The organism is Buttiauxella sp. BIGb0471, from assembly GCF_024807715.1.
Taxonomy (GTDB): Bacteria; Pseudomonadota; Gammaproteobacteria; order Enterobacterales; family Enterobacteriaceae; genus Buttiauxella; species Buttiauxella agrestis.
Genome location: NZ_JANUEU010000001.1, coordinates 1154053 through 1180481, shown reverse-complemented (window position 1 = coordinate 1180481; position 26429 = coordinate 1154053). Strand labels below are relative to the sequence as shown.

The 26429-nt window shown below is 52.9% G+C and carries 23 protein-coding genes; 8 read left to right on the top strand and 15 right to left on the bottom strand.

All coding sequences use genetic code 11. The annotated features are described in order from the left end of the window. The first annotated feature begins 5 nt into the window (after window positions 1-5). The 3 genes from M2371_RS05590 (at window position 6) to M2371_RS05580 (ending at window position 4462) form a co-directional block, all read left to right on the top strand. A complete protein-coding gene (locus M2371_RS05590; RefSeq protein ID WP_259267109.1) occupies window positions 6-1745 on the top strand; it encodes a type I secretion system permease/ATPase in 1740 nt (579 codons plus the stop codon). Window positions 1746-1751: 6 nt separating this feature from the next. Then, window positions 1752-3086 (top strand): HlyD family type I secretion periplasmic adaptor subunit, encoded by a 1335-nt coding sequence (locus M2371_RS05585; RefSeq protein WP_259267108.1) that lies wholly within the window; start codon window positions 1752-1754, stop codon window positions 3084-3086. A gap of 68 nt (window positions 3087-3154) precedes the next feature. After that, entirely contained in the window at window positions 3155-4462 is a 1308-nt protein-coding gene (locus tag M2371_RS05580; RefSeq protein ID WP_259267107.1) for a glycoside hydrolase family 10 protein, read from the top strand. Between the two features lie 330 nt (window positions 4463-4792). On the opposite strand, the gene M2371_RS05575 is transcribed toward M2371_RS05580, so the two are convergent. Next, window positions 4793-6292: an aldehyde dehydrogenase family protein gene (locus M2371_RS05575; protein WP_259267106.1), complete on the bottom strand. Its 1500-nt coding sequence runs from the start codon at window positions 6290-6292 to the stop codon at window positions 4793-4795. A 247-nt stretch (window positions 6293-6539) separates the two neighbouring features. Between M2371_RS05575 and feaR the strand changes: the two genes are divergently transcribed. Continuing rightward, complete coding sequence (gene feaR, locus M2371_RS05570; protein WP_259267105.1) at window positions 6540-7448, top strand: transcriptional regulator FeaR; 909 nt, start codon at window positions 6540-6542, stop codon at window positions 7446-7448. Between the two features lie 30 nt (window positions 7449-7478). Here feaR and paaY read toward each other — a convergent pair whose 3' ends face one another. Beyond that, window positions 7479-8075 (bottom strand): phenylacetic acid degradation protein PaaY, encoded by a 597-nt coding sequence (gene paaY / locus M2371_RS05565; RefSeq protein WP_259267104.1) that lies wholly within the window; start codon window positions 8073-8075, stop codon window positions 7479-7481. A 9-nt stretch (window positions 8076-8084) separates the two neighbouring features. After that, window positions 8085-9017, bottom strand: coding sequence for a phenylacetic acid degradation operon negative regulatory protein PaaX (gene paaX, locus M2371_RS05560; protein ID WP_172894251.1), 933 nt, complete (start codon window positions 9015-9017; stop codon window positions 8085-8087). Between the two features lie 478 nt (window positions 9018-9495). On the opposite strand from paaX, the gene M2371_RS05555 reads away from it, so the two are divergent. Then, the gene (locus M2371_RS05555) at window positions 9496-9873 is read left to right on the top strand and encodes a helix-turn-helix domain-containing protein (protein ID WP_172894247.1); all 378 of its coding nucleotides are present in this window, start codon (window positions 9496-9498) and stop codon (window positions 9871-9873) included. 22 nt (window positions 9874-9895) lie between these two features. On the opposite strand, the gene paaK is transcribed toward M2371_RS05555, so the two are convergent. From paaK to paaA, 11 genes are all read right to left on the bottom strand, one after another. Beyond that, window positions 9896-11212, bottom strand: a complete 1317-nt coding sequence (gene paaK, locus M2371_RS05550) for a phenylacetate--CoA ligase PaaK (protein ID WP_156104873.1) — start codon at window positions 11210-11212, stop codon at window positions 9896-9898. A 22-nt stretch (window positions 11213-11234) separates the two neighbouring features. After that, the gene (pcaF, locus tag M2371_RS05545; protein ID WP_259267103.1) at window positions 11235-12443 is read right to left on the bottom strand and encodes a 3-oxoadipyl-CoA thiolase; all 1209 of its coding nucleotides are present in this window, start codon (window positions 12441-12443) and stop codon (window positions 11235-11237) included. Then, complete coding sequence (gene paaI / locus M2371_RS05540; protein ID WP_172894244.1) at window positions 12440-12865, bottom strand: hydroxyphenylacetyl-CoA thioesterase PaaI; 426 nt, start codon at window positions 12863-12865, stop codon at window positions 12440-12442. The genes pcaF and paaI overlap by 4 nt, the downstream gene beginning before the upstream one ends. After that, the gene (gene paaH / locus M2371_RS05535; protein WP_259267102.1) at window positions 12855-14336 is read right to left on the bottom strand and encodes a 3-hydroxyacyl-CoA dehydrogenase PaaH; all 1482 of its coding nucleotides are present in this window, start codon (window positions 14334-14336) and stop codon (window positions 12855-12857) included. Before paaH ends, paaI begins: the two co-directional genes overlap by 11 nt. A gap of 2 nt (window positions 14337-14338) precedes the next feature. Then, window positions 14339-15124 carry a 2-(1,2-epoxy-1,2-dihydrophenyl)acetyl-CoA isomerase PaaG gene (gene paaG, locus M2371_RS05530; RefSeq protein ID WP_259267101.1) on the bottom strand — a complete coding sequence of 262 codons (786 nt, stop codon included), beginning with the start codon at window positions 15122-15124 and terminating at the stop codon, window positions 14339-14341. Between the two features lie 2 nt (window positions 15125-15126). Further along, window positions 15127-15894, bottom strand: coding sequence for a 2,3-dehydroadipyl-CoA hydratase PaaF (paaF, locus tag M2371_RS05525; RefSeq protein ID WP_259267100.1), 768 nt, complete (start codon window positions 15892-15894; stop codon window positions 15127-15129). Continuing rightward, window positions 15894-16961, bottom strand: a complete 1068-nt coding sequence (gene paaE, locus M2371_RS05520; protein ID WP_259267099.1) for a 1,2-phenylacetyl-CoA epoxidase subunit PaaE — start codon at window positions 16959-16961, stop codon at window positions 15894-15896. Before paaE ends, paaF begins: the two co-directional genes overlap by 1 nt. A 7-nt stretch (window positions 16962-16968) precedes the next feature. Next, window positions 16969-17466 (bottom strand): 1,2-phenylacetyl-CoA epoxidase subunit PaaD, encoded by a 498-nt coding sequence (gene paaD, locus M2371_RS05515; RefSeq protein WP_259267098.1) that lies wholly within the window; start codon window positions 17464-17466, stop codon window positions 16969-16971. A gap of 10 nt (window positions 17467-17476) precedes the next feature. Next, the gene (gene paaC / locus M2371_RS05510; RefSeq protein WP_259267097.1) at window positions 17477-18232 is read right to left on the bottom strand and encodes a 1,2-phenylacetyl-CoA epoxidase subunit PaaC; all 756 of its coding nucleotides are present in this window, start codon (window positions 18230-18232) and stop codon (window positions 17477-17479) included. A gap of 8 nt (window positions 18233-18240) precedes the next feature. Beyond that, a complete protein-coding gene (gene paaB / locus M2371_RS05505; protein ID WP_172894232.1) occupies window positions 18241-18528 on the bottom strand; it encodes a 1,2-phenylacetyl-CoA epoxidase subunit PaaB in 288 nt (95 codons plus the stop codon). Window positions 18529-18593: 65 nt separating this feature from the next. Then, entirely contained in the window at window positions 18594-19523 is a 930-nt protein-coding gene (paaA, locus tag M2371_RS05500) for a 1,2-phenylacetyl-CoA epoxidase subunit PaaA (protein ID WP_259267096.1), read from the bottom strand. A gap of 286 nt (window positions 19524-19809) precedes the next feature. Between paaA and paaZ the strand changes: the two genes are divergently transcribed. Both paaZ and tynA read left to right on the top strand, forming a co-directional pair. Further along, complete coding sequence (gene paaZ, locus M2371_RS05495; RefSeq protein WP_259267095.1) at window positions 19810-21840, top strand: phenylacetic acid degradation bifunctional protein PaaZ; 2031 nt, start codon at window positions 19810-19812, stop codon at window positions 21838-21840. Between the two features lie 187 nt (window positions 21841-22027). Further along, the gene (gene tynA / locus M2371_RS05490) at window positions 22028-24289 is read left to right on the top strand and encodes a primary-amine oxidase (RefSeq protein ID WP_172894225.1); all 2262 of its coding nucleotides are present in this window, start codon (window positions 22028-22030) and stop codon (window positions 24287-24289) included. Window positions 24290-24329: 40 nt separating this feature from the next. On the opposite strand, the gene M2371_RS05485 is transcribed toward tynA, so the two are convergent. Further along, window positions 24330-25244: a LysR family transcriptional regulator gene (locus M2371_RS05485; RefSeq protein ID WP_259267094.1), complete on the bottom strand. Its 915-nt coding sequence runs from the start codon at window positions 25242-25244 to the stop codon at window positions 24330-24332. Window positions 25245-25399: 155 nt separating this feature from the next. On the opposite strand from M2371_RS05485, the gene M2371_RS05480 reads away from it, so the two are divergent. Continuing rightward, window positions 25400-26317 (top strand): DMT family transporter, encoded by a 918-nt coding sequence (locus tag M2371_RS05480; RefSeq protein WP_259267093.1) that lies wholly within the window; start codon window positions 25400-25402, stop codon window positions 26315-26317. The last annotated feature ends 112 nt before the right edge of the window (window positions 26318-26429 follow it).

Sequence of the window (26429 nt, the reverse complement as noted above, 5' to 3'; positions counted from 1 at the left end):
ATACCATGTCGCGCCAGCATACGCCAACAGAACTGAAGGATGCATTAAAGGGAATGAAACCCACCTTTATTATGCTGCTGTTTTTTAGTTGTGTGATTAATATGCTTATGCTGGCGCCGGCAATCTATATGTTGCAGGTCTATGACCGTGTTCTGGTTAGCAAAAATACCACCACTTTACTGATGTTAACGTTATTGATTGTCGGCATTTACATCGTGATTGCGATGATTGAATCCGCGCGTTCCAGCGTCATGATAAGACTCGGTAATCGCCTGGATGTTAAATTAAGCCAGCTAGTCTTTAATGCCGCCTTTAAACGTAAGGTCGCCACTGGCGAAAATAACCCTGCGCAGTCACTGGCAGAACTGGATCAAATTCGCCAGTTTCTTTCCGGTAGCAGTTTATTTGCATTACTGGATATCCCCTGGACGCCAGTTTATTTATTCATGGCTTTTCTTGTCCACCCGCTATTGGGATACCTCTCTCTGGCCGGGATATTAATACTCTTTATTCTGACGCTGGTTTCTGAATTCTCAACCAAACGCCCTATCCAGCAAGCCCACGCATTAACCATTAATAACGCCACAAAACTCAATAAACAACTGCAAAACTCCGACACGATTGAAGCCATGGGCATGCTTTCCACCCTGAAACTTAACTGGCAGGAACAGCACAGCAAGGTATTGATTCTACAAACCCAGATTGCCGACAAAAACGCGAATTTAAGCAGTTTGAGCCGCTTTGTGCGGGTATTACTGCAATCCGTTGCACTCGGGGCTGGGGCATTACTGGTGATCGGGGGGCAAATTACTCCGGGGTTAATGATTGCCGCCTCCATTATTCTTGGGCGAGTGTTAAATCCAGTAGAACAAATCATTGGTAGCTGGAAACAATTCGTGCAGTTTCGTAGCGCGTGGCACCAGATATCCACACTGCTGAAAGAATATCCGGCGGCGAAAGAAGTCCTTACGCTGCCGCGCCCAAAGGGCAATATCAGCGTTGAAAGTGTCTTTGCCGCAGCGCCCGGCCAGCATGCTCCGCTGCTGCGTAATATTTCATTCCAACTCGAAAAAGGCGAAGTGTTGGGCATCATCGGCCCATCGGCTTCCGGCAAAACTTCGCTCGCCAAACTTCTGGTTGGGGTCTGGAAACCGTTATCCGGCAAAGTTCGCCTGGACGGAGCGGACATTTGCCAGTGGGATAAAGAACTGCTTGGCCCATCCATGGGCTATCTGCCGCAAGATGTTGAATTATTTGATGGCAGCATCGCGCAAAACATCTCCCGCTTTTCCAACAATGACAGCACGCTCATCGTCGAAGCCGCGGTACTGGCAGGCGTGCACGACATGATTTTACGCCTCCCACAAGGTTACGACACGCCACTGGGCGCGGGCGGGCATCAACTCTCCGGCGGGCAGCGCCAGCGTATTGGGCTTGCGCGTGCGGTTTACAACAACCCGGCATTTATCGTCCTCGATGAACCCAACGCCAACCTCGACGATGCCGGTGAATTTGCCCTTGTGAAGGCCATTAATACGCTGCGCACGCAAGGGCAAACCACCGTCATTATCTCTCACCGCCCAACACTGCTCGGCGTGGTCAACAAAGTCTTACTTCTCAACGAGGGGGCCGTGCAGGAGTTCGGCACCCGCGATCAGGTCTTCGCGAATTTGCGACAAGCCAACATATTAAAACCGGTAGCCACTCCTGCTTCAGCGGCGAATGTTCAGCAACGTGAGGCCTGACAGAAAATGAAAAAGAACAAAAATAACCCTGAAACAGACGGTTCCGGCAGCGTGGATACTCAAATTTGGCCCCCGATTCTGCGCGGGATTATTGTGATAGTCATAGGCGTTGGAGGGTTCTTATTGTGGGCGGTACAGGCACCGCTGGACGCTGGCGTCGTTGCTGACGGCACCGTCACCGTTTCAAGCAACCGTAAAACAATCCAACACCTGAGCGGTGGTCGAGTGACCGACATCTTTATTAAAGAGGGAGATGCGGTCCAAAAAAATCAGATATTAGTGCGCCTGGACAAAATGCAACTCGACATGCGTTTCAGTGCGTTAAACGCGCAATATATCTCAGCCAAAAGCAATGAAGACCGTTTGCTGGCGGAAAGGGACGGTCTGGAAACTATCGCTTTCGATGCGAGCCTGACGAAACAGTTTGCCGATAATAAACGCCTGGCGGATGCAAGAAATCTCCAGGAAAAGCTATTCGATACGCGCCGGAAAACCATCCAGGACGAATTATCAATGATTCAGGAAACACTCGACGGCCTGGTGGGGCAAACCGAAAACCTGAATAAAATAAAAGGATTCCGCGATCACCAATTCACACTGATCAGCCGCGAACTGGGGGCCATCAGAGCGCTCAGTGAAAAAAACTACTACCCAAAAGCACAATTACTGGTGCTTGAACGTGAAGCGGCTGAAATATCCAGTAGTGTTTCCGAAGACATTCTGAATATTGCCAAACTAAAATCCCAGCAAAACGAGCTAAAAATCAAAGCCTATCAAGTACGCCATCAATACCTGCGCGAAGTTGAGTCCGAGTTATCGGATAAACAAAAAGAAGTCGCGATGCTGGAAGATGAATTGGTATCGACACGGCATGAACTGGATAACACCGAAATCCGCTCGCCGATTAATGGCATTGTTCTGGATGTTAAAGTCAGTACCGTCGGCGGAATTATCCAGCCGGGTGAACATTTAATGGATATTGTCGCCGCCGGGCAACCTCTGCAAATAGATGCCAAAATCCCGGTACATGCGATTGATAAAATGGCGCCAGGGCTAATAGTGGATGTGTTATTCCCTGCCCTCAACCATGCTTTATTGCCGTCGGTTCCGGCTCGCGTCCTGACTATTTCGGCTGACCGTTTAATGGATGAAGTCACGCAACAGCCCTACTACCTCGCGGAAGTCCAGGTTTCACGAGAAGGCGTACAGTTGCTTGGCGATTACAAAATTAAAGCCGGTATGCCCGCAAGCGTAACGATAAAAACCGGGGAGCGAACATTCTTAAGTTACTTGTTCAAGCCGCTGATCGCCCGACTGGAGCTGGCGTTTAAGGAGTACTGACACCCTCTTTATTTACTGATAATCTTGCAGGCCATGCATTAATAACGCCTTAAAAGAGCCTGGATACGATGAAGTTAACGGTTAAACGAACAGGAACGCTCGTTGCGTTTGCTCTTTTACTTGCGGGTTGTTCATCGAAACCGCCGCAATCTTTGGTCACGCCTTTTCCCCCGGTAACAAAACAGCCCTTACCGGGGAAATCTCAGCTTAATAAAGAACCGATGCGTGGCGTCTGGCTGGCAACCGTTTCACGTCTTGACTGGCCGCCTATCGCCTCCGTGAATGCCAGTCCTGCAAACCGAATTAGCCAGCAACAAAAAGCATTAACCGACAAGCTCGATAAGCTTAAAACCCTCGGGGTCAACACGGTATTTTTCCAGGTGAAACCGGATGGTACCGCGCTGTGGCCATCACAGATTTTGCCGTGGTCAGATACATTAACCGGCAAAATTGGCGAAGATCCCGGCTACGATCCGTTGCAATTTATGCTTGATGAAGCGCACAAGCGCGGCATGAAAGTCCATGCGTGGTTTAACCCCTATCGTGTTTCGACCAACACCAAAGCCTCAACCGTCGCGGAACTCAACAACACTTTATCAAACCAGCCACCAAGCGTATTTGTGCTGCATCGCGACTGGATTCGCACGGCAAGCGATCGCTATGTCGTGGACCCTGGCATCCCTGAAGCCAGGGACTGGATAACCAGTGTCGTTGCAGAAGTTGTTAAGCGCTATCCTGTTGATGGCGTTCAGTTTGATGACTATTTCTATACTGAATCGCCAGGGGCGACGCTCAATGACAGCCAGACTTTCCAGAAATATGGTCAGGGTTTCGCGTCTAAAGCAGACTGGCGCAGGCACAATACACAGCTGTTAATTGAACAAGTTTCCCGGACTATCAAACAGTTAAATCCCAACGTCGAATTTGGAGTAAGCCCCGCAGGCGTCTGGCGCAACCGTTCACACGATCCGGCAGGTTCCGAAACCTCTGGTGCGGCGGCTTATGATGAAGCCTATGCCGATACGCGTCTGTGGGTGCAAAAAGGGCTGCTGGATTACATCGCCCCGCAGGTCTACTGGCCCTTCTCGCGTAAAGCTGCGCGTTATGATGTGCTGGCAAAATGGTGGGCTGATGTGGTGAAACCGACCAACACTCGTCTTTATATTGGCGTGGCGTTTTATAAAGTCGGTGAGTCATCAAAAAATGAACCAGACTGGACGGTCAATGGCGGTGTGCCTGAACTAAAAAAACAGCTCGATTTAAATGAGTCTCTTCCGAACATCAACGGCACAATTTTGTTCCGGGAGAATTATCTCAACCAACCACAAACGCAGGAAGCGGTCAGTTACATTAAACATCGCTGGAATAACGGTTAACGCAATACCATTAATATAGAGGAATATATTAATGGTATTATCCAGGATAATAATTGAGCAATATTGAGGAAAATGTGAAGGCCGGAAATTTGAGTTTATTCTGGTTGTTCCGGATTTATATAAACCGATAATCAAATGCAATATTCACAGTGAAAAGCGGTATGAACACATGAAGAAATTTGCATTGATTATCAGCAGTATAGTAATTGTTATGAGTCTTTCAGGATGTATATATCACGATGGTGGCCGTCACCACGGATGGCATCACCACCACTACCATTAAGATTACGCCTGGTATAAATTCACCCCGGAAGGACCCGGGGTAATTAATTAATAGCGTACACAAATTGATTTTGTTTCGGTGTAAGCGTCCAGCCAATCCGGGCCAAAATCTCTACCGGAACCCGATTGTTTCATCCCACCAAACGGCATATTGGCGTCAATCAATGTGTGGCTGTTCACCCAAACGGTGCCAGCCTGAATGCGCGAGGTGTAACTCATCGCCGCCTGTAGGTCGCGGGTCCACAAACTGGCCGTCAGACCATACTCCGTGTCATTGGCAAGGCGGAGCGCCTCCTCTGCGTCTTTGACCCGCACCAGATTGACCACCGGGCCAAACACCTCTTCATGATTAAGACGTAGCTCCGCCGCCGGGTTCACCACAAGCGTTGGCGTCACGTAATATCCCCCACCGGTTGGCCCGTTATTGCCAGTAATCAGCTCGGCATGATTTCGTTGTGCATCATCCAGATAACTGGCGACTTTTTGCTGGTGCGCGCGTGAAACCAGCGGATTGATATGCGTGTTGGTATCCATTCCCGCGCCCACAGACAGGGATTTCACCGCCTGCTCAAAGCCGCTCACCAGAGAATCAAACAGCGGTGACTCAATATAAATACGTGAACTTGCCGCACACACTTGCCCCTGATTCAGGAAACTTCCCGCCATCAGGCCTTCAATTACCATCGCCGGATCGGCATCTTTGAGCACAATGGCCGGGTTTTTACCGCCCAACTCGAGCGTAACACGCGTTAAACGGTCTGCCGCGGCACGCGCAATACCTTTCCCGGTAGCCGTCGATCCCGTAAAACTCACTTTAGCGACCAGAGGATGTTCCGTGAGCGCCCGCCCGCAGACCGCACCGCTCCCGGTAACAACGTTAAACACTCCATCTGGTACACCCGCTTCACTGGCTAATTCCGCCACCCGTAACAGCGTGAGCGGTGTCGTTTCCGAGGGTTTCACCACAATCGAACACCCCGCCGCCAGCGCGGGCATCACTTTCCACATGCCAATCAGCAGCGGGAAATTCCACGGCACAATACCCGCCACCACGCCAACCGGCTCTTTGCGCGTCCAGGCCTGATAACGCGCCCCTTCCGGCATTGGAATCGACACGTCCAGCGTGCGCCCGCTGATTTTGGTGGTAAGCCCTGCGGTATAACGCATCCAGTTCAGCGCGCAGCCAACTTCAAACGCCCGAGAAATGTTAATCGATTTGCCCTGCTCCAGCGTTTCAAGCTGCGCCAGTTCTTCGCTGTTTTGCTCAACGAGATCGGCAAACTTCAGCAGGATTTTCTCACGCGCGGCAGGCAGCATATTCGCCCATACCCCGCTGGTAAATGCCCGCCAGGCTGACGCGACGGCTTTATCGACATCGGCTTCGTTGGCATCTGCACTGCTGGATACTTGCAGTCCGTCAGCCGGGTTAAACACGCTCAGGCGCGTTGACGACGCTGAAGGCTGCCAGCTTCCGTTGATGTACAACCCATGGTGGCGTGCCAGAAAGCGTTGAACCGACTCGAGAACAGCAACTGTATTTGCAGACATAGTTTCTCCTTATTATCGTCATGGCGAAAAGCCCTGCCAGAAGTCTAGAGTCACGCCGCAGAAAAGGTTTTTCTCTGCCTGACAATTGCTTTGTTCCCTGTGACAGCACACGCATTTGGCGACAAAGCTCGCCGTTTTGATGCGGGAATTATCTATAGTGAATTCCTATACCAGACGCGAAGCTCTTCTCCCGTATCGCGCAAGCTGTAACAATGAATTAACACTTAAGCAGTTGGTGAGGTAAGCAATGGCACAATCGCAAACTAACGAACGTTTTGATCGCTGGCTTGGAAATATCAACCGCGCTTGCGGCCAATTCTCCGGGCAATTTTTGGCCGAAGGTTTCCATGGCAGCTTGCAGGAATACCACGCCAACGCCATGAAACTCAGCATGGTCAACATTGCCCATGCCCGCTTGCTCCGCACTCAACGTGAAATCGACGGTGGCAACGACGCCTGGTTTTACACGGTATTTCAGCTCGATGGCGAAGCCGTGATGGAACAAGGCGAGAGCCAGGCGTTGATGCGCCGGGGTGATATCACCCTGATTGATGCCTCCCGTCCCAGCCGCTTTACCTATTCGCAAACCGCGAGACAAATTTCCCTTCTGGTGCCGCGCCATTTGCTTGAGCAAAACCTGCGCACCGGTGTTATCCCATGCGCGCAACGCTTAGATGCCGGGATGCCGGTGGTGAAAATGAGCCAGCGTCTGCTGCATGAAAGCATGAAGAACCCAACGCTTAACGTCGGTGAAAGTGAGGCGGCACTGGAAGCGATTATTTGCCTGTTGCGCCCGGTGTTGCAGGTGCGTGACGCGGTGCCGTCAAAACGCGAAAAGCAATTAGACCGGGTGATGGGTTTGATTGATAACAATATTCAGTCTGAAGACCTGCGCCCGGAGTGGATCGCCAGCGAAGCAGGAATGTCCGTGCGCAGCCTTTATCGCATGTTTGCCGACAAAGGTTTAGTTGTGGCGCAGTACATCAAAAATCGTCGTCTGGATCTCTGCGCTCAGGCATTACGCACGGCGAACAGCTCAGAAAAATTAGCAGGAATTGGCTACCACTGGGGGTTTACGGATCACAGTCACTTCTCCACAGCCTTTAAGCTGCGTTTCGGTGTGTCGCCGGGGGAATATCGTAAGCGCTGGCAGTAAGGGGATTTTTACCACTTCCCCTTAGCCCAATCACTTGTGCAATTTTGGTTGGTAAACACTGCTCATGGTTTTCTCACCGCGACCCGCTTCGACTTCGCGCAGCGGCTCCACCTGATGCATGGTTTGCTGGCAGCGAATCACTAAATCCTGATATTCACGCGTGCCTTTTTTCTTCCATTCGAGTTCATCGGGGCGTAATTCACGGACAAACTTCGCCGGGCTACCGAGGATCATTTGCCTGGCACCAAACTCAGCCCTGGCTTTCACAAACGCAGCGGCCCCGACAATACTGTTCTCCCCGATTTGCGCGCCATCCAGAATCACGGCATTCATTCCGACCAGCGCATTCTTGCCAATTAAGCAGCCGTGCAGAATCGCACCGTGGCCGATGTGCCCGTCTTCCTCAACCACCGTGTCCTGTTCCGGGAAACCGTGCATCACACAGTTATCCTGCACGTTCGCCCCATCTTTAACGATGATGCGCCCAAAGTCACCGCGCAAGCTGGCATTTGGCCCGATATAAACACGATGACCGAGCACCACATCGCCGATCAGTACCGCCGTTGGGTGCACATAACTATCTTCGGGGACGACAGGCGTCAGCCCGTCAATTTGATATATCGGCATAATCTCTCCTTACGGACTCAGTGTGAGTCCACCAAAACGTTGGAAATAACCGCTGCCCGGCTGCGGCAAATCGCCCACTGAAGTTTCACCATGCTCAGTGACAAACGCTAACGCGCCTGCACAAACCCGTTGATAGATATTAATGCACAACTGGCGGGCGCTTTGTCCTTGCCAGTGCGGCGGCAGCAATTCATCAGGCAACAGAGGGTCTTTCAGCACCACGCGGCGGTAGAAGTGAATAAGCAAAAGCTGAATCTGGAAGCAGCGTAGCGGCGTCAACTCGCTTTCATCGGCCTCTCGCAGCAACGGCAGCAAAGGACGGAACGAGTTGATAAACTCGCCGTAGCGTTCGTTTTTGTCAGTCAGCAACCAGCACTCTTCGACGCGCGCTTTAAGGGCAGTTTTCGAAGCCTGAAGCGGGGAAGAAGCTTCAAAACACATGACGTTATCTGACACTCCCGCCTCATGCAGCAAGCTTTGTACATCCGCCAGGTTTTGCGAGGGCGACGCCATCAGGCTCGGCGCAAGCGTGCCAAACCCTTGCCAGATAAGCTGCTTCTTCACCTGTTGTAGCGTATTTTTCTCCAGACCTTCAGAGAGCAACAGCAGCCATTTACCGTCCCATTCCGGTTGCCCGGCACGATAAATTTTAGCTTCTGCCCGGCGAGTCATACGCTGCCCCATTTCGGTCAGGCGATAAAAGCTGCGCCGTCCAACGCGCTCCACATCAAGCCAGCCCTCTTTATTGAGTCTGAACAGCGACGTTCGTACAAAACGGTCACCAAAGCCCAGTGATTCCAGCATCGTCGCCAGACTGCCAAGCCAGATTTCACCGCCGCGATGCGCCAGCGCATCCCCGTACAAAGAGACAATCAGCGACGTTCCACTAATAGGAACTGCGCTCACTGCCTGCTGAATAAACTGTTCCAGTTTGTTGCTCATGGCCCGCTAAATCCGTGGTTAAAGTCGATAACAATCTAAAAAATAGCACAATAAAGATGATTTAAATCATGTCATTAACAATGTGATTCACAATTCTGAGAAATACAAATTTTGTAGGTCGTATTAGCATGGCGCCATTCGACAAACCCTTAAATAAATTTGCGTTTTGCGAGCGGTTTCCACGGTTTTTGCCCCCCACATTGTGCAGCTATTTATTTCCCTACATTCTTCCATTGCATAAAAATCAAACCAATATTATGATCCGGTCATAAGTAAGGATTTTGCTCGATGGAAAGAGAAGATTTTGGCTTGCAGTGGTTACTCGAATTACACGGGGTCTCGGTCCAGCTGGAAGAGGGGATCACGTTCACCTGACTGCATCAGATAAAGGGCATTTCTATGAATTTTCCACAGCAGCACAGCTGTTGGAGGATTTTTTTAAACGTAGCGAAGAGATCATCAATTCAAGGAGAAAACGATGAAAGCAAGAATCGGTATCATGTCGAATGCACTCGTTCAAAAATATATGCTGGCTATTGCATCCGGGAAATATCACCGGGAAGCGGATGAACCGAAAATATGGTTCGTATCAATCAACGCGCTCGGGCAAATATTGAATCCTGAAAACATCGCACTCTTGCGACTCATGGCCAAACATCAGCCCGAAACCCTCTCCGAACTTGCGGCCCTGTCCAATCGCCAACTCAGTAATCTGTCTGTTACGTTGCAAACGCTAAGCGGACACGGATTCGTTGAGCTAATCAAAACGGGTCGCAAAGTAAAACCTAAAGCGCTGTATACCGACTTTGAAATCATCGTCGACAGTGCATTTGAAGCCCGCATCAATGCCGCGTGAGGCACATTGATGCGGCACGTTGTTACTGGTTCGCAGCCTGGCGCAAATCACTCACGCGAATCGCTTTCCCTTCCGAGCGTGGGAGGCTGCCGCAATTCACGATACTGATTTCCGTAGAAATCCCTACCATTGATTTGATGCGGTGGCGCAACTGGTGACACACGGAGCAACGCTGTTCATGGCTCAGATGCAGGCTGCTTTCTTTGAGTTCCACTTTGACGGAAAGCGTGTCGAGATGCCCGTCGCGATGCACTTCCAGCTGATAATGCGGGGCCAGATGTTCGAATTTCACAATCTCCTCTTCGAGTTGCGACGGGAACACATTCACACCACGGATAATCAACATGTCATCTGAACGGCCAGTGATACGATCCATGCGGCGCATGGTACGCGCGGTTCCTGGCAGCAAACGCGTTAAATCGCGGGTGCGGTAGCGAATCACCGGCAGCGCTTCTTTGGTCAACGTGGTAAACAGTAATTCGCCCTGCTCGCCATCTTCCAGCGGTGTGCCGCTAATGGGGTTAACAATTTCCGGGTAGAAATGGTCTTCCCAAATCGTTGGGCCATCGGTGGTTTCCAGGCATTCCATCGCCACACCCGGCCCCATCACTTCTGACAGGCCATAAATATCCAGCGCGGTAATACCCAGGCGGCGTTCAATTTCACGGCGCATGGCGTGAGTCCACGGTTCAGCACCAAATACCCCCACGCGCAGCGAGCAATCACGAGCATCGCCTCCCATCTGGCGCTCCAGTTCTTCAATCAAATTCAGGCACCACGATGGTGTCACCATAATCATATCCGGGCGGAAATCACGGATAAGCTGTGCCTGTTTTTCTGTTTGCCCGCCGGACATGGGGATCACCGTGGCACCCAGGCGTTCTGCACCGTAGTGCGCACCTAAGCCGCCGGTAAACAGTCCGTAACCATAGGCGACGTGAATTTTATCTTTCGGCGTACCGCCCGCAGCACGCAAAGAACGAGCCACAATATCCGCCCAGGTATCAATGTCTTTTTGGGTATAACCCACCACAGTTGGTTTGCCGGTCGTGCCGGACGACGCATGAATACGCACGATCTGTTCCATTGGCACCGCAAAAGTGTCAAACGGATAGTTGTCGCGCAGGTCTTGCTTGGTGGTGCAAGGAAAGAGACGAATATCCTTCAGCTCTTTAAAATCATCAGGATGCACGCCGACCGCATCAAACTTGCGTTTGTACATCGGCACATTGTTGTAGGCGTGATTCAGCGTCCATTTCATTCGCTGCGTTTGCAGGGCTTGCAGCTCATCAACTGACGCGGTTTCAATCGGTTCCAGCTTTGTAGTAGAGGTTATCATTATAGGGTACTCGCAGGGTTGATTAGCTCACACGCTCAAGGATCAGGGCAATGCCCTGACCAACACCGATACACATCGTACACAGAGCGTAACGCCCTTTGCGGCGATGAAGTTCGTGGCTGGCGGCCAGCGCCAGTCGGGTTCCACTCATGCCTAATGGATGGCCTAAAGCTATTGCGCCGCCGTTGGGATTAACATGTGGAGCGTCGTCAGGTAGCCCCAATTGTCGTAAAACTCCCAGCGCCTGTGCGGCAAAGGCTTCATTCAGTTCGATAACGTCCATATCGGTGATGGACAGCCCCGCCAGCTCCAGCACTTTGCGCGTCGCTGGCACGGGGCCAAGGCCCATCAGACGGGGTTCCACACCCGCCGTTGCCATCGCCACAATTCGTGACTTTGTCGTTAAACCGTGTCGCTGAGCGGCGGCGGCACTGGCAATAATCAGCGCGGCAGCGCCGTCGTTCACACCGGAAGCGTTTCCGGCAGTGATCACGCCGTTTTGGCGAAATGGCGCTTTCAGTCCGTTGAGTTGTTGCAAAGTTGTTTCAGGACGAGGATGTTCGTCTTCGCGAATTTCCGTCACTACACCTTTCTTACCCTTCAGCACCACCGGGACGATTTCCTGCGCCAGAACGCCATTCTCAAGAGCCTGTTGCGCACGTTGCTGGCTACGCCAGGCGAAAGCATCCTGATCTTCACGGCTTATATTTAACAACTCAGCTACATTCTCTGCCGTTTCGGGCATGCTGTCAGTACCAAAGTGTTCAGCCATGAGCGGGTTCACAAAACGCCATCCAATCGTGGTATCGAACATCTCCGCCTGGCGCTGAAACGGCGTGCTGGCCTTGCCCATCACAAACGGCGCACGCGACATCGATTCCACGCCCCCGGCAATCATCAGTTCGGCATCGCCCGCTTTAATCGCCCGTGCCGCCATGCCCAACGCATCAAGGCCGGAGCCGCACAAACGGTTGATGGTGGTGCCAGAAAGTGACTGCGGCAACCCGGCAAGCAGCGTCGCCATACGTGCCACATTGCGGTTGTCTTCCCCCGCCTGGTTAGCGCAGCCGAAAATCACATCGTCTACTGCGCTCCAGTCAAGATTCGGATAACGCGCCATCAGCTCTTTAAGCGGGATGGACGCTAAATCGTCTGCACGCACTGAGGAAAGCGCTCCACCATAGCGGCCAATCGGGGTGCGCACGCCGTCACAGATAAATGCGTCATTCATAGTTTGGCTCCAGATACTGTTGTGCCGATGCGATGTGAACGCCCGCGAAACAGCGCCACCGTTTTCTCTTGTTGGTTAATGATTTCAATGTCATAAACGCCGGTTTGTCGCCCCTGAGTGCGCACCTGGGCAATCGCCGTTAGCGTATCTCCCGCCATACCCGGTCTGACAAAATCAATACTGCAACCGGATGCCACTGCCGCCAGCCCCTGGCTGTTGCAGGCGTAGGCAAAGGCGGTATCCGCCAACGTAAAGAGTTGCCCACCGTGGCAGGTTTGATGGCCGTTGAGCATTGCTTCGGTAATGGTCATCGTCAGCCGAGCAAAACCCTCGCCCATCTCCTGGATTTCAATGCCCATCTGCTGGGCGCAGTTATCGCGGGCGTACATTTCCCGGGCGTTGGCCCATGCATTAATGCTCATGTTGCGTCTCCAGCAGCGTGCGTTGGCGCAGTAAGGATGTGGGGCGATAACGCTCTTCGCCATAATGTTGTTGCAGGTTTTCCAGCAGACGCAGCACGTGCTGCCAGCCAAGTTCGGCCCCCCACGCCAGCGGGCCGTGCGGATAATTCACGCCCAGGCGCATCGCGGTATCAATGTCTTGCTCGCTGGCGACACCTTTCTGAGCCGCGTCCGTGGCTTCATTGGCCAACATCGCCACCGTGCGCCACACCAACATGCCAGGGTAGTCATTGATCATCAGCACCTGTTTGCCCTGTTGCTGGAAGAAGTGAATCACTTTGCCGGTGTCTTCCGGGCGGTTATGCGCCGCCGCAGCCAGCACAACCAGCGGCGAGCGCTGCCAGTCATTCACTAAATCGAGCAGCACTACCGGGCGTTGCAGGCGTTTTGCCAGTTGCGTTGCTGTTTCGCCCTGCGTCACCTGCACCCAGACATCGTCGAGTTCCAGCGAAGATTCAGTGACACTGTCACTTGATGAGTGATTATTGAGCCAGGCAGCACGCCCGTGGCAACAAATCTGTTTAGCCCCAGCCATAGCTGGCTCGGCGGGCAGATACGGTAGCGCTTCGTTGAACGGCCAGCGATACACTCCCTGCCCGGTTTTCTTACCCAGCCGTTTACCGAGTACCAACTCCTGTTGAATGAGTGATGGCAGAAAACGTCGCTCCTGCCAAAAGCCGTTAAACACGGAGCACGTAACGGCAAAATTCACGTCCTGACCAATCAAATCGGTCAGCGCCAGCGGCCCCATCGGGAAGCCACCGCAGTCACGCAGCGCCGCATCAATCACGCCCGCAGGTGCAATATTTTCTTCCAGTGCCCGCCACGCTTCCGAATAAAAAGGACGCGCCACACGGTTGACGATAAACCCAGGCGTTGAATGGCAACGTACCGGCTGTTTCCCCCAACGCAACGCCAGCGTGGTTAAACCTTCCAGCACGGCTGGCGCGGTTTCCAGCCCGCTCACCACTTCCACCAGTTTCATCACCGGAGCCGGGTTAAAAAAGTGCATTCCGGCTACGCGATGCGGATGCTCAACGCCGCTGGCAATGGCAGTAATTGAAATTGACGAGGTGTTGCTGGCGAAAATCGTCTGCGCAGAACAGACCGCAGCAAGATCGCGGAAAATCGCCTGTTTGATATCAATTTGCTCGGCAGCGGCTTCAATCACCAGAGCGGCATCAGCCAGTTCATTGAGGCTGTTTGCGGCGCTTAATCGACGGACAGTGGCATTTTTGTCGATTTCAGTAAGTTTGCCTTTCGCGACCCGGGCGCTTAGTACGGTGGCAATATTGTCGATTGCGCGTGATGCAGCCCCAGGCTGAATGTCATAAATTTTGACCGGATGCCCGGCCTGCGCGGCAACCTGCGCAATGCCCGCGCCCATGGTTCCGCTGCCAATCACGGCGATCACTGATTGTGGCGTCAGCATTATCATTTCCCCTTAAACACGGCTGGGCGCTTTGCCAGGAATGCCGATACCCCTTCGCGATAATCTTCGCTGCGTCCCGCAAGACGCTGATAATCACGCTCGATATCGAGCTGTTCTTCAAGCGTGTGGGTTTCAGAGGCCAGCAGCGCTTTTTTCACCAGACCGAGGCCAAACGTCGGCTGGCTGGCAAAATGGTTGGCAAGCTGGCGAGCGGTATCACTCAACGCTTCGTCATCAACAACTTGCCAGATCATTCCCCACTGTTGCGCCTGTTCCGCACTGAGTTTGTCGCCCATCAGCGCCAGCCCCATCGCCCGTGCGCGCCCGGCAAGGCGCGGCAAATACCAGGTGCCGCCGCAGTCGGGAACCAGACCTAATTTGCTGAAAGACATAATGAAATTTACCGACCGGGCGGCAATCACGATGTCGCAACCTAATGCCAGTGTCGCGCCAGCCCCTGCGGCCACGCCGTTTACCGCCGCAATGACCGGTTTTGGCAATGCCGCCAGGCGTTTTACCAGCGGGTTATAGAAATTCTCGACCGACGCGCCTAAATCAGGGGCTTCGCCGCTCGGGTCAACGTTGCGGTCGTTTAAGTCCTGCCCCGCACAAAATCCCCGGCCTGCGCCAGTGATTAACAGGCAGCGAATGGTGTCATCGCGTTCAGCCTGCGTCAGAGCTTGCGCCAGCTGGCGGTGCATTTCATCGTTAAAACTGTTCAGGCGTTCCGGGCGATTTAGAGTCAGCGTCATTACGCCGTTTTGCACGTCACTCACAATAAAAGTCATGGTTATCGTCCTTTGAACGCTGCGGGGCGTTTTTCGAGGAAAGCATTGATGCCTTCCTGGCGGTCTTCAGTGGCAGCAAGCAGCGTAAAAAGCTGGCGCTCCTGCTGTAAACCTTGAGTCAGGGAGAGTTCGTGCGCCTGGCGCAGTGCGATTTTTGCCGCCTGCAACGCGAGCGGAGCGTGTTGGGCAATGCGGGCGGCTAAGTTCTGGGCGTATTCCAGCGTCAGCGCGCAGGGGTGAACGTCGGCAACTAGCCCGGCCTGCTGAGCTTGTTGAGCCGTAATGGCCTCGCCGGTCAGGATCATTTTGTAGGCCAGTGATTTGCCCACGCTGCGAATCAGGCGCTGCGTTCCGCCTGCTCCGGGCATGATTCCGAGCGTGATTTCCGGCAGCCCAAAACGGGCGTTATCGCCCGCCAGAACGATGTCACTCAACATAGCCAGCTCGCAGCCCGCGCCGAGCGCATAGCCGTTGACCGCCGCCAGTAACGGTTTGTTAAAGCGTTCGATTCGTGCCCAAAGCTGCGGACGTGGATCGTTCAGCGTGGCGGGCATATCGCGGCTCGCCATCTCTTTGAGATCGGCTCCGGCGGCAAAAAAACGCGCGTTACCAGTGATGACTACCGCACCGAGTGTTTCATCTTGCTGTGCGGCTTCGAGCGCCTGCACGATTTGCTCGAGCAGCACGTTGTTCAGGGCGTTTCGCGCCTGCGGGCGGTTAAGCGTCAGCGTGAGTACGCGTTCGTTCTGGCTAATCAGCAATTCGCTCATCACAGCCCCTGCGCGTCAAAGTCGAGCACCACGTCATCGCCTTTGGGCAACGCCTGGCAACTCAGGATATAACCCGCCGCCAGTTGGTCTGGCTCGAGGCTGTAGTTAACGGCCATTTCCACTTCACCGCGCACCACTTTGCAGCGGCACGTTGCGCACACGCCGCCTTTGCAGGCGTAAGGCAAATCCGCGCCCTGGCGTAAGGCCGCATCAAGAATGCTTTCGTCGTGGGAATCCAGTGTGATGCGGCGGTCGCGCCCGTCCTGGCGCAGCGTCACCACTTTGCCTGCCGCTTGCTCACGGCGGCGCAGGCTTGGTACGGTACCAGGGGTGTTGAAGTGCTCAATGAAGATGTTTTGCTGCGCGACACCCATTTCCAGCAGCGCCGTCTCAGCTTCCTGCATCATGCCTTGCGGGCCACAGATGAAGGTGCGGTCAAAGCCTTTTAGGCTGAGCAAATTGTCGCCCAGCGCTTTGATCTTCGCCCCATCCAGTCGCCCGCTCAGTAACTCGCTTTCCTGCACTTCCTGGCTGAACAGATAAATCAGTTGCAGGCGTTGCGGATAGCGGTCTTTTAAGTCGGCCAGCGCCTGGCGGAACATCATGCTGCGGCTGCTGCGATTGCCGTAGACCAGCGTCACGCGGCTGTTTGATTCGGTTGCCAGTGTGGCACCGACGATAGCTAACATTGGCGTAATGCCGGAACCGACGGCCAGCGCCAGATAGTTGCCAGCGGTTTCAGGCTGCGGCTGGTAGCCAAATGTCCCCTGCGGGATCATCACGTCCATCGCCATTCCGGCGATTAAATCGGTCACGGCATATTGCGAAAAACGCCCGCCGTCGATGGCCTTTACCGCGACACAAATTTCACCCGGCTTTTCGGCCCGGCAAATGGAGTAACAGCGGCGCAGTTCTTCTCCCCCAAGACGGGTTTTCAGGGTCAAATGCTGGCCGGGTTTGAAGGCGTAATGGGTCTGTAAATCTGCGGGCACTTCAAAAGTGATGGCTACCGCTTCAGGAGTTTCCTGCTCAATGCGCGCCACCTTTAGCGAATGAAACGTCGTCATGGCAACCTCAAATACATTTAAAGTAATCAAAGGGTTCGCGGCAGCTATCGCAGCGGTATAACGCTTTGCAGGCTGTGGAACCGAATTCGCTAATCAGCGAGGTCTGCAAACTTCCGCAGCGTGGGCAACTCACTTCGCGGTCTAAATCGGCATGGCACGCATGCCCCTGCGGCGGGCTGATGCCGTATTCACGCAAGCGTGTTTTCGCGTCTGGTGTCATCCAGTCGGTGGTCCAGGCGGGATGCAACATCTGTTCGATATGCACCGGGGTATGCCGGGCCGCTTCCATCGCCTCGCGAATCGCTTTGAGCAGAAAATCAGTCGCCGGGCAGCCGGAATAAGTTGGCGTAAATCCGATGTGCCAGCCGTCTTCGCGATGGCGCACGCTGCGCACCATGCCCAAATCGGTGATGGTCAGGACCGGGATTTCCGGGTCACTGATTTGCCCGAGAATGCGCCACACATCGCGCACCTGCGCCGGTTCAACCACATCGAGAGTTTGCATCTTCACCTCGCTACCACTGCTGATTAGGATAAGCGCGTTGCAAATACTGCATTTCTGCCAGGAGCGGGCCGAGGTGCTCGGTGTGCAGCCCTTGCTTGCCGCCGCTGCGGTATTGCGCCTCCTGCGGTTTGACCAGCGAGGCATCATGCAAAGCGGCAAGCACTTGCGCTTCCCAGGCTGCTCGCAGGCTACGCGGGTCAACCGCAATACCCTGTTCTGCCAGATTGATTTCCAGCTCGTCGGCCTGGAACATTTCGCCGCTAAAGCGCCATAGTTTGTTCAGGGACTGCTGCATTTTTTGCTGTGAGAATTCTGTCCCGTTGCCCAGGCGAACCAGCCAGCCACGGCTGAAACGCAGGTGGTAGCGCACCTCTTTAATGGCTTTTGCAGCGATCGCGGCCAGTTGCGGGTCGCGGCTTTGGGCAAGGCGCTCAAACAGTTCGACATGCCAGGCATCCAGCAAATACTGGCGCATTAGCGTGTCGGCAAAATCACCGTTTGGTTGTTCAGCTAACAACAAATTGTGGTACTGGCGTTCATCACGGCCAAAAGCCAGTTTGTCTTCATCAAACTGCTCGCCCTGAAGTTCGGCGGCATAGCTGAGGAAATTGCGTGCCTGGCCGAGTAAATCCAGGCCAATGTTTGCCAGCGCGAGGTCAATTTCCAGCTCTGGCGCGTGTCCACACCAGCCGGTTAAACGCTGGGCCAGAACCAGACAAGTGTCGCCAAGACGCAGGGTGTAGGTGGTTAACGGGGAATAAGTCATTTCGCGCCTCACATGTGCTCGATGCCATCAGGCAAGGTGTAGAACGTGGGATGGCGATAAATTTTGGTTTCCGCCGGGTCGAAAAACGCACCCCGTTCTTCAGGCTGCGAGGCAATAATTTCGCTCGCTTTCACCACCCAAATCGAACAGCCCTCGGAGCGGCGGGTGTACGCATCCCGCGCATTTTCCAGCGCCATTTGTTCGTCGGCGGCGTGCAGGCTGCCGACGTGGCGATGCGAAAGCCCTTGTTTACTGCGGATAAATACTTCGTATAACGGCCAGTGAACGTTGTTCATCAGTTTTTCCTTTAGCTCGGGCGTAAATGTCGGATGATGCTGCGCTTATCCGACCTACAAATTCTTTATGCGACTTTTTGCGCATGTTGTTTTTCTGCGTAAGCCAGCGCCGCTTCACGTACCCATGCACCCTCTTCCCAGGCTTTGCGCTTGGCGGCCAGGCGCTCTTCGTTACACAGTCCACGGCCTGCGATCACTTCGTTAAATTCTTCCCAGTCGATTTCACCGAACTCGTAATGACCGGTGGCTTCGTTGAAACGCAGATCTTTATCCGGAACCGTCATGCCGAGCATTTCCACCTGCGGCACAGTGTTGTCGACAAAACGCTGGCGCAGTTCGTCATTGCCAAAACGTTTGATTTTCCACGCCAGGCTTTGGGCGCTGTTCGGCGAGTTGTCGTCGTTTGGGCCAAACATCATTAGTGCTGGCCACCAGAAACGGTTGATTGCGTCCTGCAACATCTGGCGCTGTTCATCGCTTCCTTGTGCCAGAACCATGCAGGCTTCAAACCCCTGACGTTGGTGGAAACTCTCTTCCTTACAGATTTTCACCATCGCCCTGGCATATGGGCCGTAAGAGGTGCGACACAGCGCGACCTGGTTAACAATTGCCGCGCCATCAACCAGCCAGCCGATCACACCAATGTCGGCCCAGTTCAGGGTGGGATAATTGAAGATCGAGGAATATTTCATTTTGCCGTCGAGCATCTTTTGGTAGATGTCTTCCCGCGCACAACCGAGCGTTTCCGCCGCGCTATACAGATAAAGCCCGTGCCCGGCTTCGTCCTGCACCTTCGCCAGCAAAATCGCTTTACGTTTCAGGCTCGGTGCACGCGTCAACCAGTTGCCCTCAGGCAACATGCCCACAATCTCGGAATGCGCGTGTTGCCCAATCTGGCGAATCAACGTTTTACGGTATTCGTCCGGCATCCAGTCCTGCGCTTCAATCGCAATTTCCTGCGCGATTCGCTCATCAAAGCGGTGTTGTTCAGTCACGTCATCACCTTTTATGATTCAATTTAGATTCACAAAACAGGTTTATGTGAATCACTTAATGATTAAAAGTTACAGATAAGTTAACTAAAACAGCAAAAATAACACGTACGCTTTGTGAGCGTTATCACGATATATTTTCATAAACCTTTATTAAACATGATGATATGAAAATCATCAAAACCACACCCAATCACATTGCTAACAAATTATTAAATTACAGCTTGATTTTTATGATTCACAAATCAAACATTGATTGCATTAAACGTAATACTTAACGAGGTGTGAGATGCAGCAGTTAACCAGTTATCTTTCGGGCCAATGGCTGATGGGTCATGGCAAAGAACGCACGATAAATCATGCAATTAGCGGCGAAGCGTTGTACCAGGTGACGAGCGAAGGACTGGATATGGCGCAGGCTCGTCGCTATGCCATCGACAACGGCGGCAAAGCGTTACGCGCCATGACCTTCGTGCAGCGCGCCGCCCTGCTCAAAGCGGTGGCGAAACATCTGCTGGCAAACAAAGAGTCGTTTTACGAGGTTTCTTACCAGACGGGTGCGACACGCGCTGATAGCTGGGTAGATATCGAAGGCGGGATTGGCACGCTGTTCGCCTATGCCGGAATGGGGAACCGCGAATTACCGGACGACGTGTTGTGGCCTGAAGACGAAATGATCCCGCTGTCGAAACAAGGCGGTTTTGCCGCTCGCCATGTGCTGACGTCAAAATCCGGCGTGGTATTGCATATCAACGCCTTCAACTTCCCGTGCTGGGGCATGTTAGAAAAACTTGCGCCGACCTGGCTTGCGGGAATGCCTGCGATGATAAAACCAGGTACGGCCAGCGCTCAGTTAACTCACACGATGGTGAAATCCATTATTGATTCCGGGCTGGTGCCGGAAGGTGCGATCAGCCTGATTTGCGGCGGCGTGGGTAACCTGTTTGAGTTGCTCGACGAGCAGGACGTGGTGACGTTTACAGGTTCCGCGCAGACCGGTCAGAAGTTACGTTGTCACCCAAATATTATCAGCCGCTCAGTTCCCTTCACCATGGAAGCGGATTCCCTGAACTGCTGCGTGCTGGGGGAAGATGTCACGCCAGAGCAGCCTGAATTTGCGCTGTTCATTCGTGAAATTGTTCGCGAAATGACGGCCAAAGCCGGACAAAAGTGTACCGCTATCCGCCGGATTATCGTTCCGCAGGCACAACTGGAAAATGTGACTCAGGCGCTGAAGGCAAAACTTGAAAAGATCCAGCCCGGCGACCCGGCGCAGGAAGGCGTGAAAATGGGGGCGTTGGTCAATCTCGAGCAGCGTGATGATGTGCAAAACAAAGTGGATCAACTGATTGCGGCTGGCTGCCTGGTGGTTGTGGGTGGAAACGCCGATACCACACGCGCTGGGGCATTCTTCCCGCCGACGTTATTGTTATGCCAGCAACCTGATGAAACACCCGCTGTACATGAACTCGAAGCCTTCGGCCCGGTCGCCACCGTCATGCCTTATCACGATGGCGAACATGCGATGGCGCTGGCACGTGCAGGCCAGGGTAGCCTTGCCGGAACGTTGGTGACGGCGGATGGTGACATTGCCCGCCAGTTTATTCTCGGTGCGGCGCGTGCTCACGGGCGTATTCAGGTGCTGAACCAGGAGTCGTCCGTGGAATCTACCGGGCACGGTTCTCCGCTGCCGATGCTGGTGCACGGCGGGCCTGGTCGCGCGGGTGGCGGTGAAGAGTTGGGCGGCCTGCGGGCGGTAAAACATTACATGCAGCGTACGGCGATTCAGGGCAGCCCTTCTATGCTGGCCGCCGTGAGCAAACAGTGGAGCTATGGCGCGGCAGTCAAAGAAGACCCGGTACATCCTTTCCGTAAACATTTTGAAGAGCTGGTCATTGGCGAGAGTTTGCTGACCGCCCGCCGCACCATTACCGAAGCCGACATTGTTAATTTCGCCAACCTCAGCGGCGACCATTTCTACGCGCATGTCGACAAAATCGGCGCGGCAGAGTCGTTCTTTGGCGAGCGCGTGGCCCACGGTTACTTCGTGGTTTCTGCCGCAGCCGGGCTGTTCGTCGACCCCGGCGTAGGGCCAGTCATCGCCAACTACGGTATGGAAAACCTGCGCTTTATCGAGCCGGTAAAAATCGGCGATACCATCCAGGTGCGCCTGACATGTAAGCGCAAAACGGCCAAACCGCAAAAAACGACGGAGGATAAACCGGTCGGAGTCGTGGAGTGGGCGGTAGAAGTGCTAAATCAGGACAACCAGTCCGTGGCGTTGTATTCCATTTTGACGTTGGTTGCGCGAAAGAATTAGCCCATTTTTGTCCGATGATCGTTGTTGGGTGGATAAGCGTAAGCGTCATCCACCGTTATTTTGGCAAAACCAACAAAACACCTGGCAAGCAGCACAATATATCCGGCTCAGGAAATTGTTATGTTGAATTCATGCTTATTTATCCACCCCACAACAATAATCGCCATCCTCCAGGAGTGAGAATTTCATGAATTTAACAACCGGAAAGAAAGCCCTGGCTTTAGCCATTGCACTCCTGATTTCTTCTAACGCTTCCGCTCACGGCGGCGAAGCGCATATGGTGCCGATGGAAAAAACATTGGCTGAATTTGGCGCTGATGTGCAATGGGATGACTACGCGCAAATGTTCACCATCGTTAAAGACGGTGCGTTTGTGAAGGTAAAACCAAATACAAAATCGGCCATGGTGAATGGCAAGACTTTGCAATTACAGGTCCCGGTCATCTTTAAAAATAAAACCGCTTATATCTCGGAAGATTTTATTAACGAAGTTTTCCAGTCTGGCCTTGATCAAACTTTCGCGGTCGAGAAAAAACCACATCCGCTTAATTCCTTGACGGCGAATGAAATAAACCAGGTGGTCAAAGTTATTCAGGCCGCACCTGAATACAAAACCGGGATCCGCTTTACCGAAATATCACTCCATGAACCGCCGAAGGATCAGGTCTGGCAGTTTGTGTTGAGCGGCCAGGCGGTGACGGCTCCGCGCATGGCCGACGTGATTATGCTTGATGGGATTCATATTGTTGAAGGCGTGGTGGATTTAAGCGCCGGGAAAGTCGTGTCCTGGAAGCCGATTGAAGGTGCGCATGGCATGGTTCTGCTTGATGATTTCGCCAGCGTGCAGTCAATTATTAATGGCAGCAAAGAATATGCTGAGGCGCTGAAAAAACACGGCGTAAACGATCCGAGCAAGGTAATGACTACCCCGCTGACCGTGGGATATTTCGATGGGAAAGACGGGCTGGAGCAAAACCAGCGATTGCTGAAAGTCGTGAGTTATCTCGACGTTGGCGATGGTAACTATTGGGCGCACCCTATCGAAAACCTGGTGGCGGTGGTCGATCTTGAGCAGAAGAAAATTATCAAAATCGAAGAAGGCCAGGTTATTCCTGTGCCGATGAACCCGCGTCCGTTTGATGGCCGTGACCGCACTGCACCGGTTGTTAAGCCGCTGGAAATCATCGAACCGGAAGGTAAAAACTACACCATCACGGGCGACACTATTCACTGGCAGAACTGGGATTTCCACCTGCGCCTGAACTCGCGCGTTGGGCCGATCCTGTCAACGGTGACCTATAACGACAACGGTACCAAACGCAAAGTGATGTATGAAGGCTCGCTGGGCGGCATGATTGTGCCTTATGGCGACCCGGATGTGGGCTGGTATTTTAAGGCGTATCTCGATGCAGGTGATTATGGCATGGGCACGCTGACCTCTCCCATTGCACGCGGAAAAGACGCGCCGGGCAACGCCGTGTTGCTTGATGAAACGATTGCCGACTACACCGGTAAACCGACCACCATTCCACATGCTGTGGCGATTTTTGAACGCTACGCCGGGCCTGAATATAAACACCAGGAAATGGGTCAACCGAATATCAGCACCGAACGCCGGGAATTAGTGGTGCGCTGGATTAGCACAGTCGGTAACTATGATTACATTTTCGACTGGGTATTCCATCAGAATGGCACCATCGGCATTGACGCGGGCGCGACGGGTATTGAAGCGGTAAAAGGCGTGAAAGCCAAAACCATGCACGACGATACCGCCAAAGACGACACCAAATATGGCACGCTGATCGACCATAATATTGTCGGTACCACCCATCAGCACATCTATAACTTCCGCCTTGATATGGACGTCGATGGCGAGAGCAACAAGCTCGTCGCACTTGACCCGGAAGTGAAACCAAATACGGCGGGCGGCCCTCGTACCAGTACCCTGCAAATTAATCAGCATGATATTGCTACCGAGCAGGAAGCTGCGCAGAAGTTTGACCCCGGCACCATTCGTTTGCTCAGTAATACCAGCAAAGAGAACAAAATGGGTAACCCCGTTTCGTATCAAATCATTCCGTATGCAGGCGGTACGCATCCCGTGGCAACTGGCGCGAAATTTGCCCCGGACGAGTGGATTTATCACCGTCTGAGCTTCATGGATAAACAGTTATGGGTGACACGCTATAACCCGGATGAACGTTATCCGGAAGGCAAATACCCTAACCGTTCGGCGCACGATACGGGTTTAGGGGCTTACACTAAAGATAACCAATCGCTGGATAATCAGGATGATGTGGTGTGGATGACCACCGGCACCACCCACGTCGCCCGCGCTGAAGAGTGGCCGATTATGCCAACCGAATGGGTTCATGCGTTGCTCAAACCGTGGAACTTCTTTGACGAAACGCCAACGTTAAATCTGGCGGGGAAAAAAGAAGCGAAGTAATACAGAATTGCGACGGGAGTGAATATCGCTCCTGTCGCCATCAACTCTCATCACCCAGCCGGGTGATGGCCCTGCGCAAGTAATTCAGTACTGTCGTGGCGGCCTCTGTCATCGACGAGTGATTCAGCGTCACCGCCCCGACATCCATATACGTGGTGCTATCCGCAATACTGCGGCGCATAACGCGCAAACCTTCAAGCGACCATGGGCGATAAACCAGGTCCGATAAAATCGTCACGCCCTTTCCTTTTGCCACCAGGCTGCGTACCGTTTCAAATGACGTGGTAGTAAAGCTGATATTTGGACGGCCACCCTGCGAGCGCCAGTGCTCCGTGATCACATCCGGATATTCGTCAGTATCGAGTAGTAAAAATGGCAGGTTTTCGATATCGGCAAGATGAATGACCGACTGGTTTAATAGCGGATGACCCTGGGCCGCCCACAGACGACGGGGTGAACGAATAAAGATTTCAGTATTTAACGCGCTATCAGGTGGAATATTCGAGGTTAATAATAGCGAAAAATCTGTTTCTTGCCGTTTTAATGATTCGGTTAATACCTGCGGGTTGGCTTCGATAAAGTTAATCGTCATTAAGGGGAAATGCTGTTCAACTTCAAGAATAATCGCCGGTAATAAATAAGCAGAAAGGGTTTTGGCGATGCCTATATTCACCGTGCCTTTTTCCAGCTGGGGTTGATATAACAAATCGTCTATCGCTATCTGGCTGTCATTAATTATTTTACGCGCGTAATGCGCAAAGCGCTCACCGGCGGACGTGAGCTGAATCCCCTTTGGCAGGCGAATAAATAACTGATTGTTTAGTGCGGATTCGAGATTGCGCATCGCAACCGTCATCGACGACTGCGAGATATTACATTGCGACGCGGCTTTAGATATCTGTTGCGTCTGTGCTAAAGCGATGAAAAATTCCAGTTGCCGCAATGTGAATCTCATAGTTTTAAACTATACCTCGCCACGAAAAAGATGAATTAGATTTTCACTCCTCGCAATTTTAGCATGGTAGTCCACAAATCGATGTTCTTATTACCCATCGGGTATGCATTGAATCTATAGCTGAGTGGTTTAAACCGTCTTCAGGAACTCAAATTATGCCGTATTTACTGTTAAGCCTTGCTGCCTGTTTCTGGGGCGGAAACTATGTGGTTGGCCATGTTTTAGTGGCGCAGGTTGACCCTATTGTCCTGTCGGAAGCCCGCTGGATGCTCACCGCGCTGTTGCTCATCAGTCTCTATTTTCGCCAGATAAAATCACAGTGGACGGCGATGACGGAGGCAAAATACACGGTGTTTTTCCTCGCATTGTGTGGGCAAGTATTATTCCCGGTGACGCTGTACGTCGGCCTGCAATATACCTCTTCATTAAATGCGGCGATCTATTTATCCACCACGCCCGCATTGGTGCTGCTGATCAATAAGTTTATTTTCAAAGAGGCGATCTCCCGGCGCAATATTTATGGCGTGGTGCTCAGTTCGTTGGGGGTGATATATCTGGTGATGCAGGGCGACCTTTTACATTTGAATACACTCAAAAATTTGAACCGTGGCGATGTCTGGACGATGGCGTCGGCCATTAGCTGGGCACTGTATTGCGCTTTCTTGCGCCTCAAACCCAAACAGATTGGGGGCAACGCCTTTGTCGCGGTGAGCGCGGCGATTGGCGCCATCGTTCTGCTGCCCGTTTTATCGTTTTACACGGCAACTCATTTTGGCCCGCCGTTAAAGTTGTCTTTAGAACCGGGCTTCATGTTGGGACTGGCTTATCTGGTTATCTTCCCGTCATGGCTGTCTTATCTGCTGTGGAATAAAGGCATTCAGGCGATTGGCGCGACGCGGGGTGAAGTTTATTCGCACCTGATTCCACTGACCGGCGGCGTGTTTAGCGTACTGTTTCTCAACGTGCCGTTACACGGCTTTCACCTGATAAGCGCCCTGCTTATTGCGCTGGGAATTGCCCTTTGCTCGATGGCTCCAAAGCAGGAAAAGAGTGAAGTCGCTACCGTAAGATGAACGATTGCCCATTTTAACGATGAGTTTTTCGCCCAGCATGTAAACCTAAAATTACACCGCATGTAACCCTCATTTGACGACCTCTCCACAATCCCTTACGCTGCGCGGCATA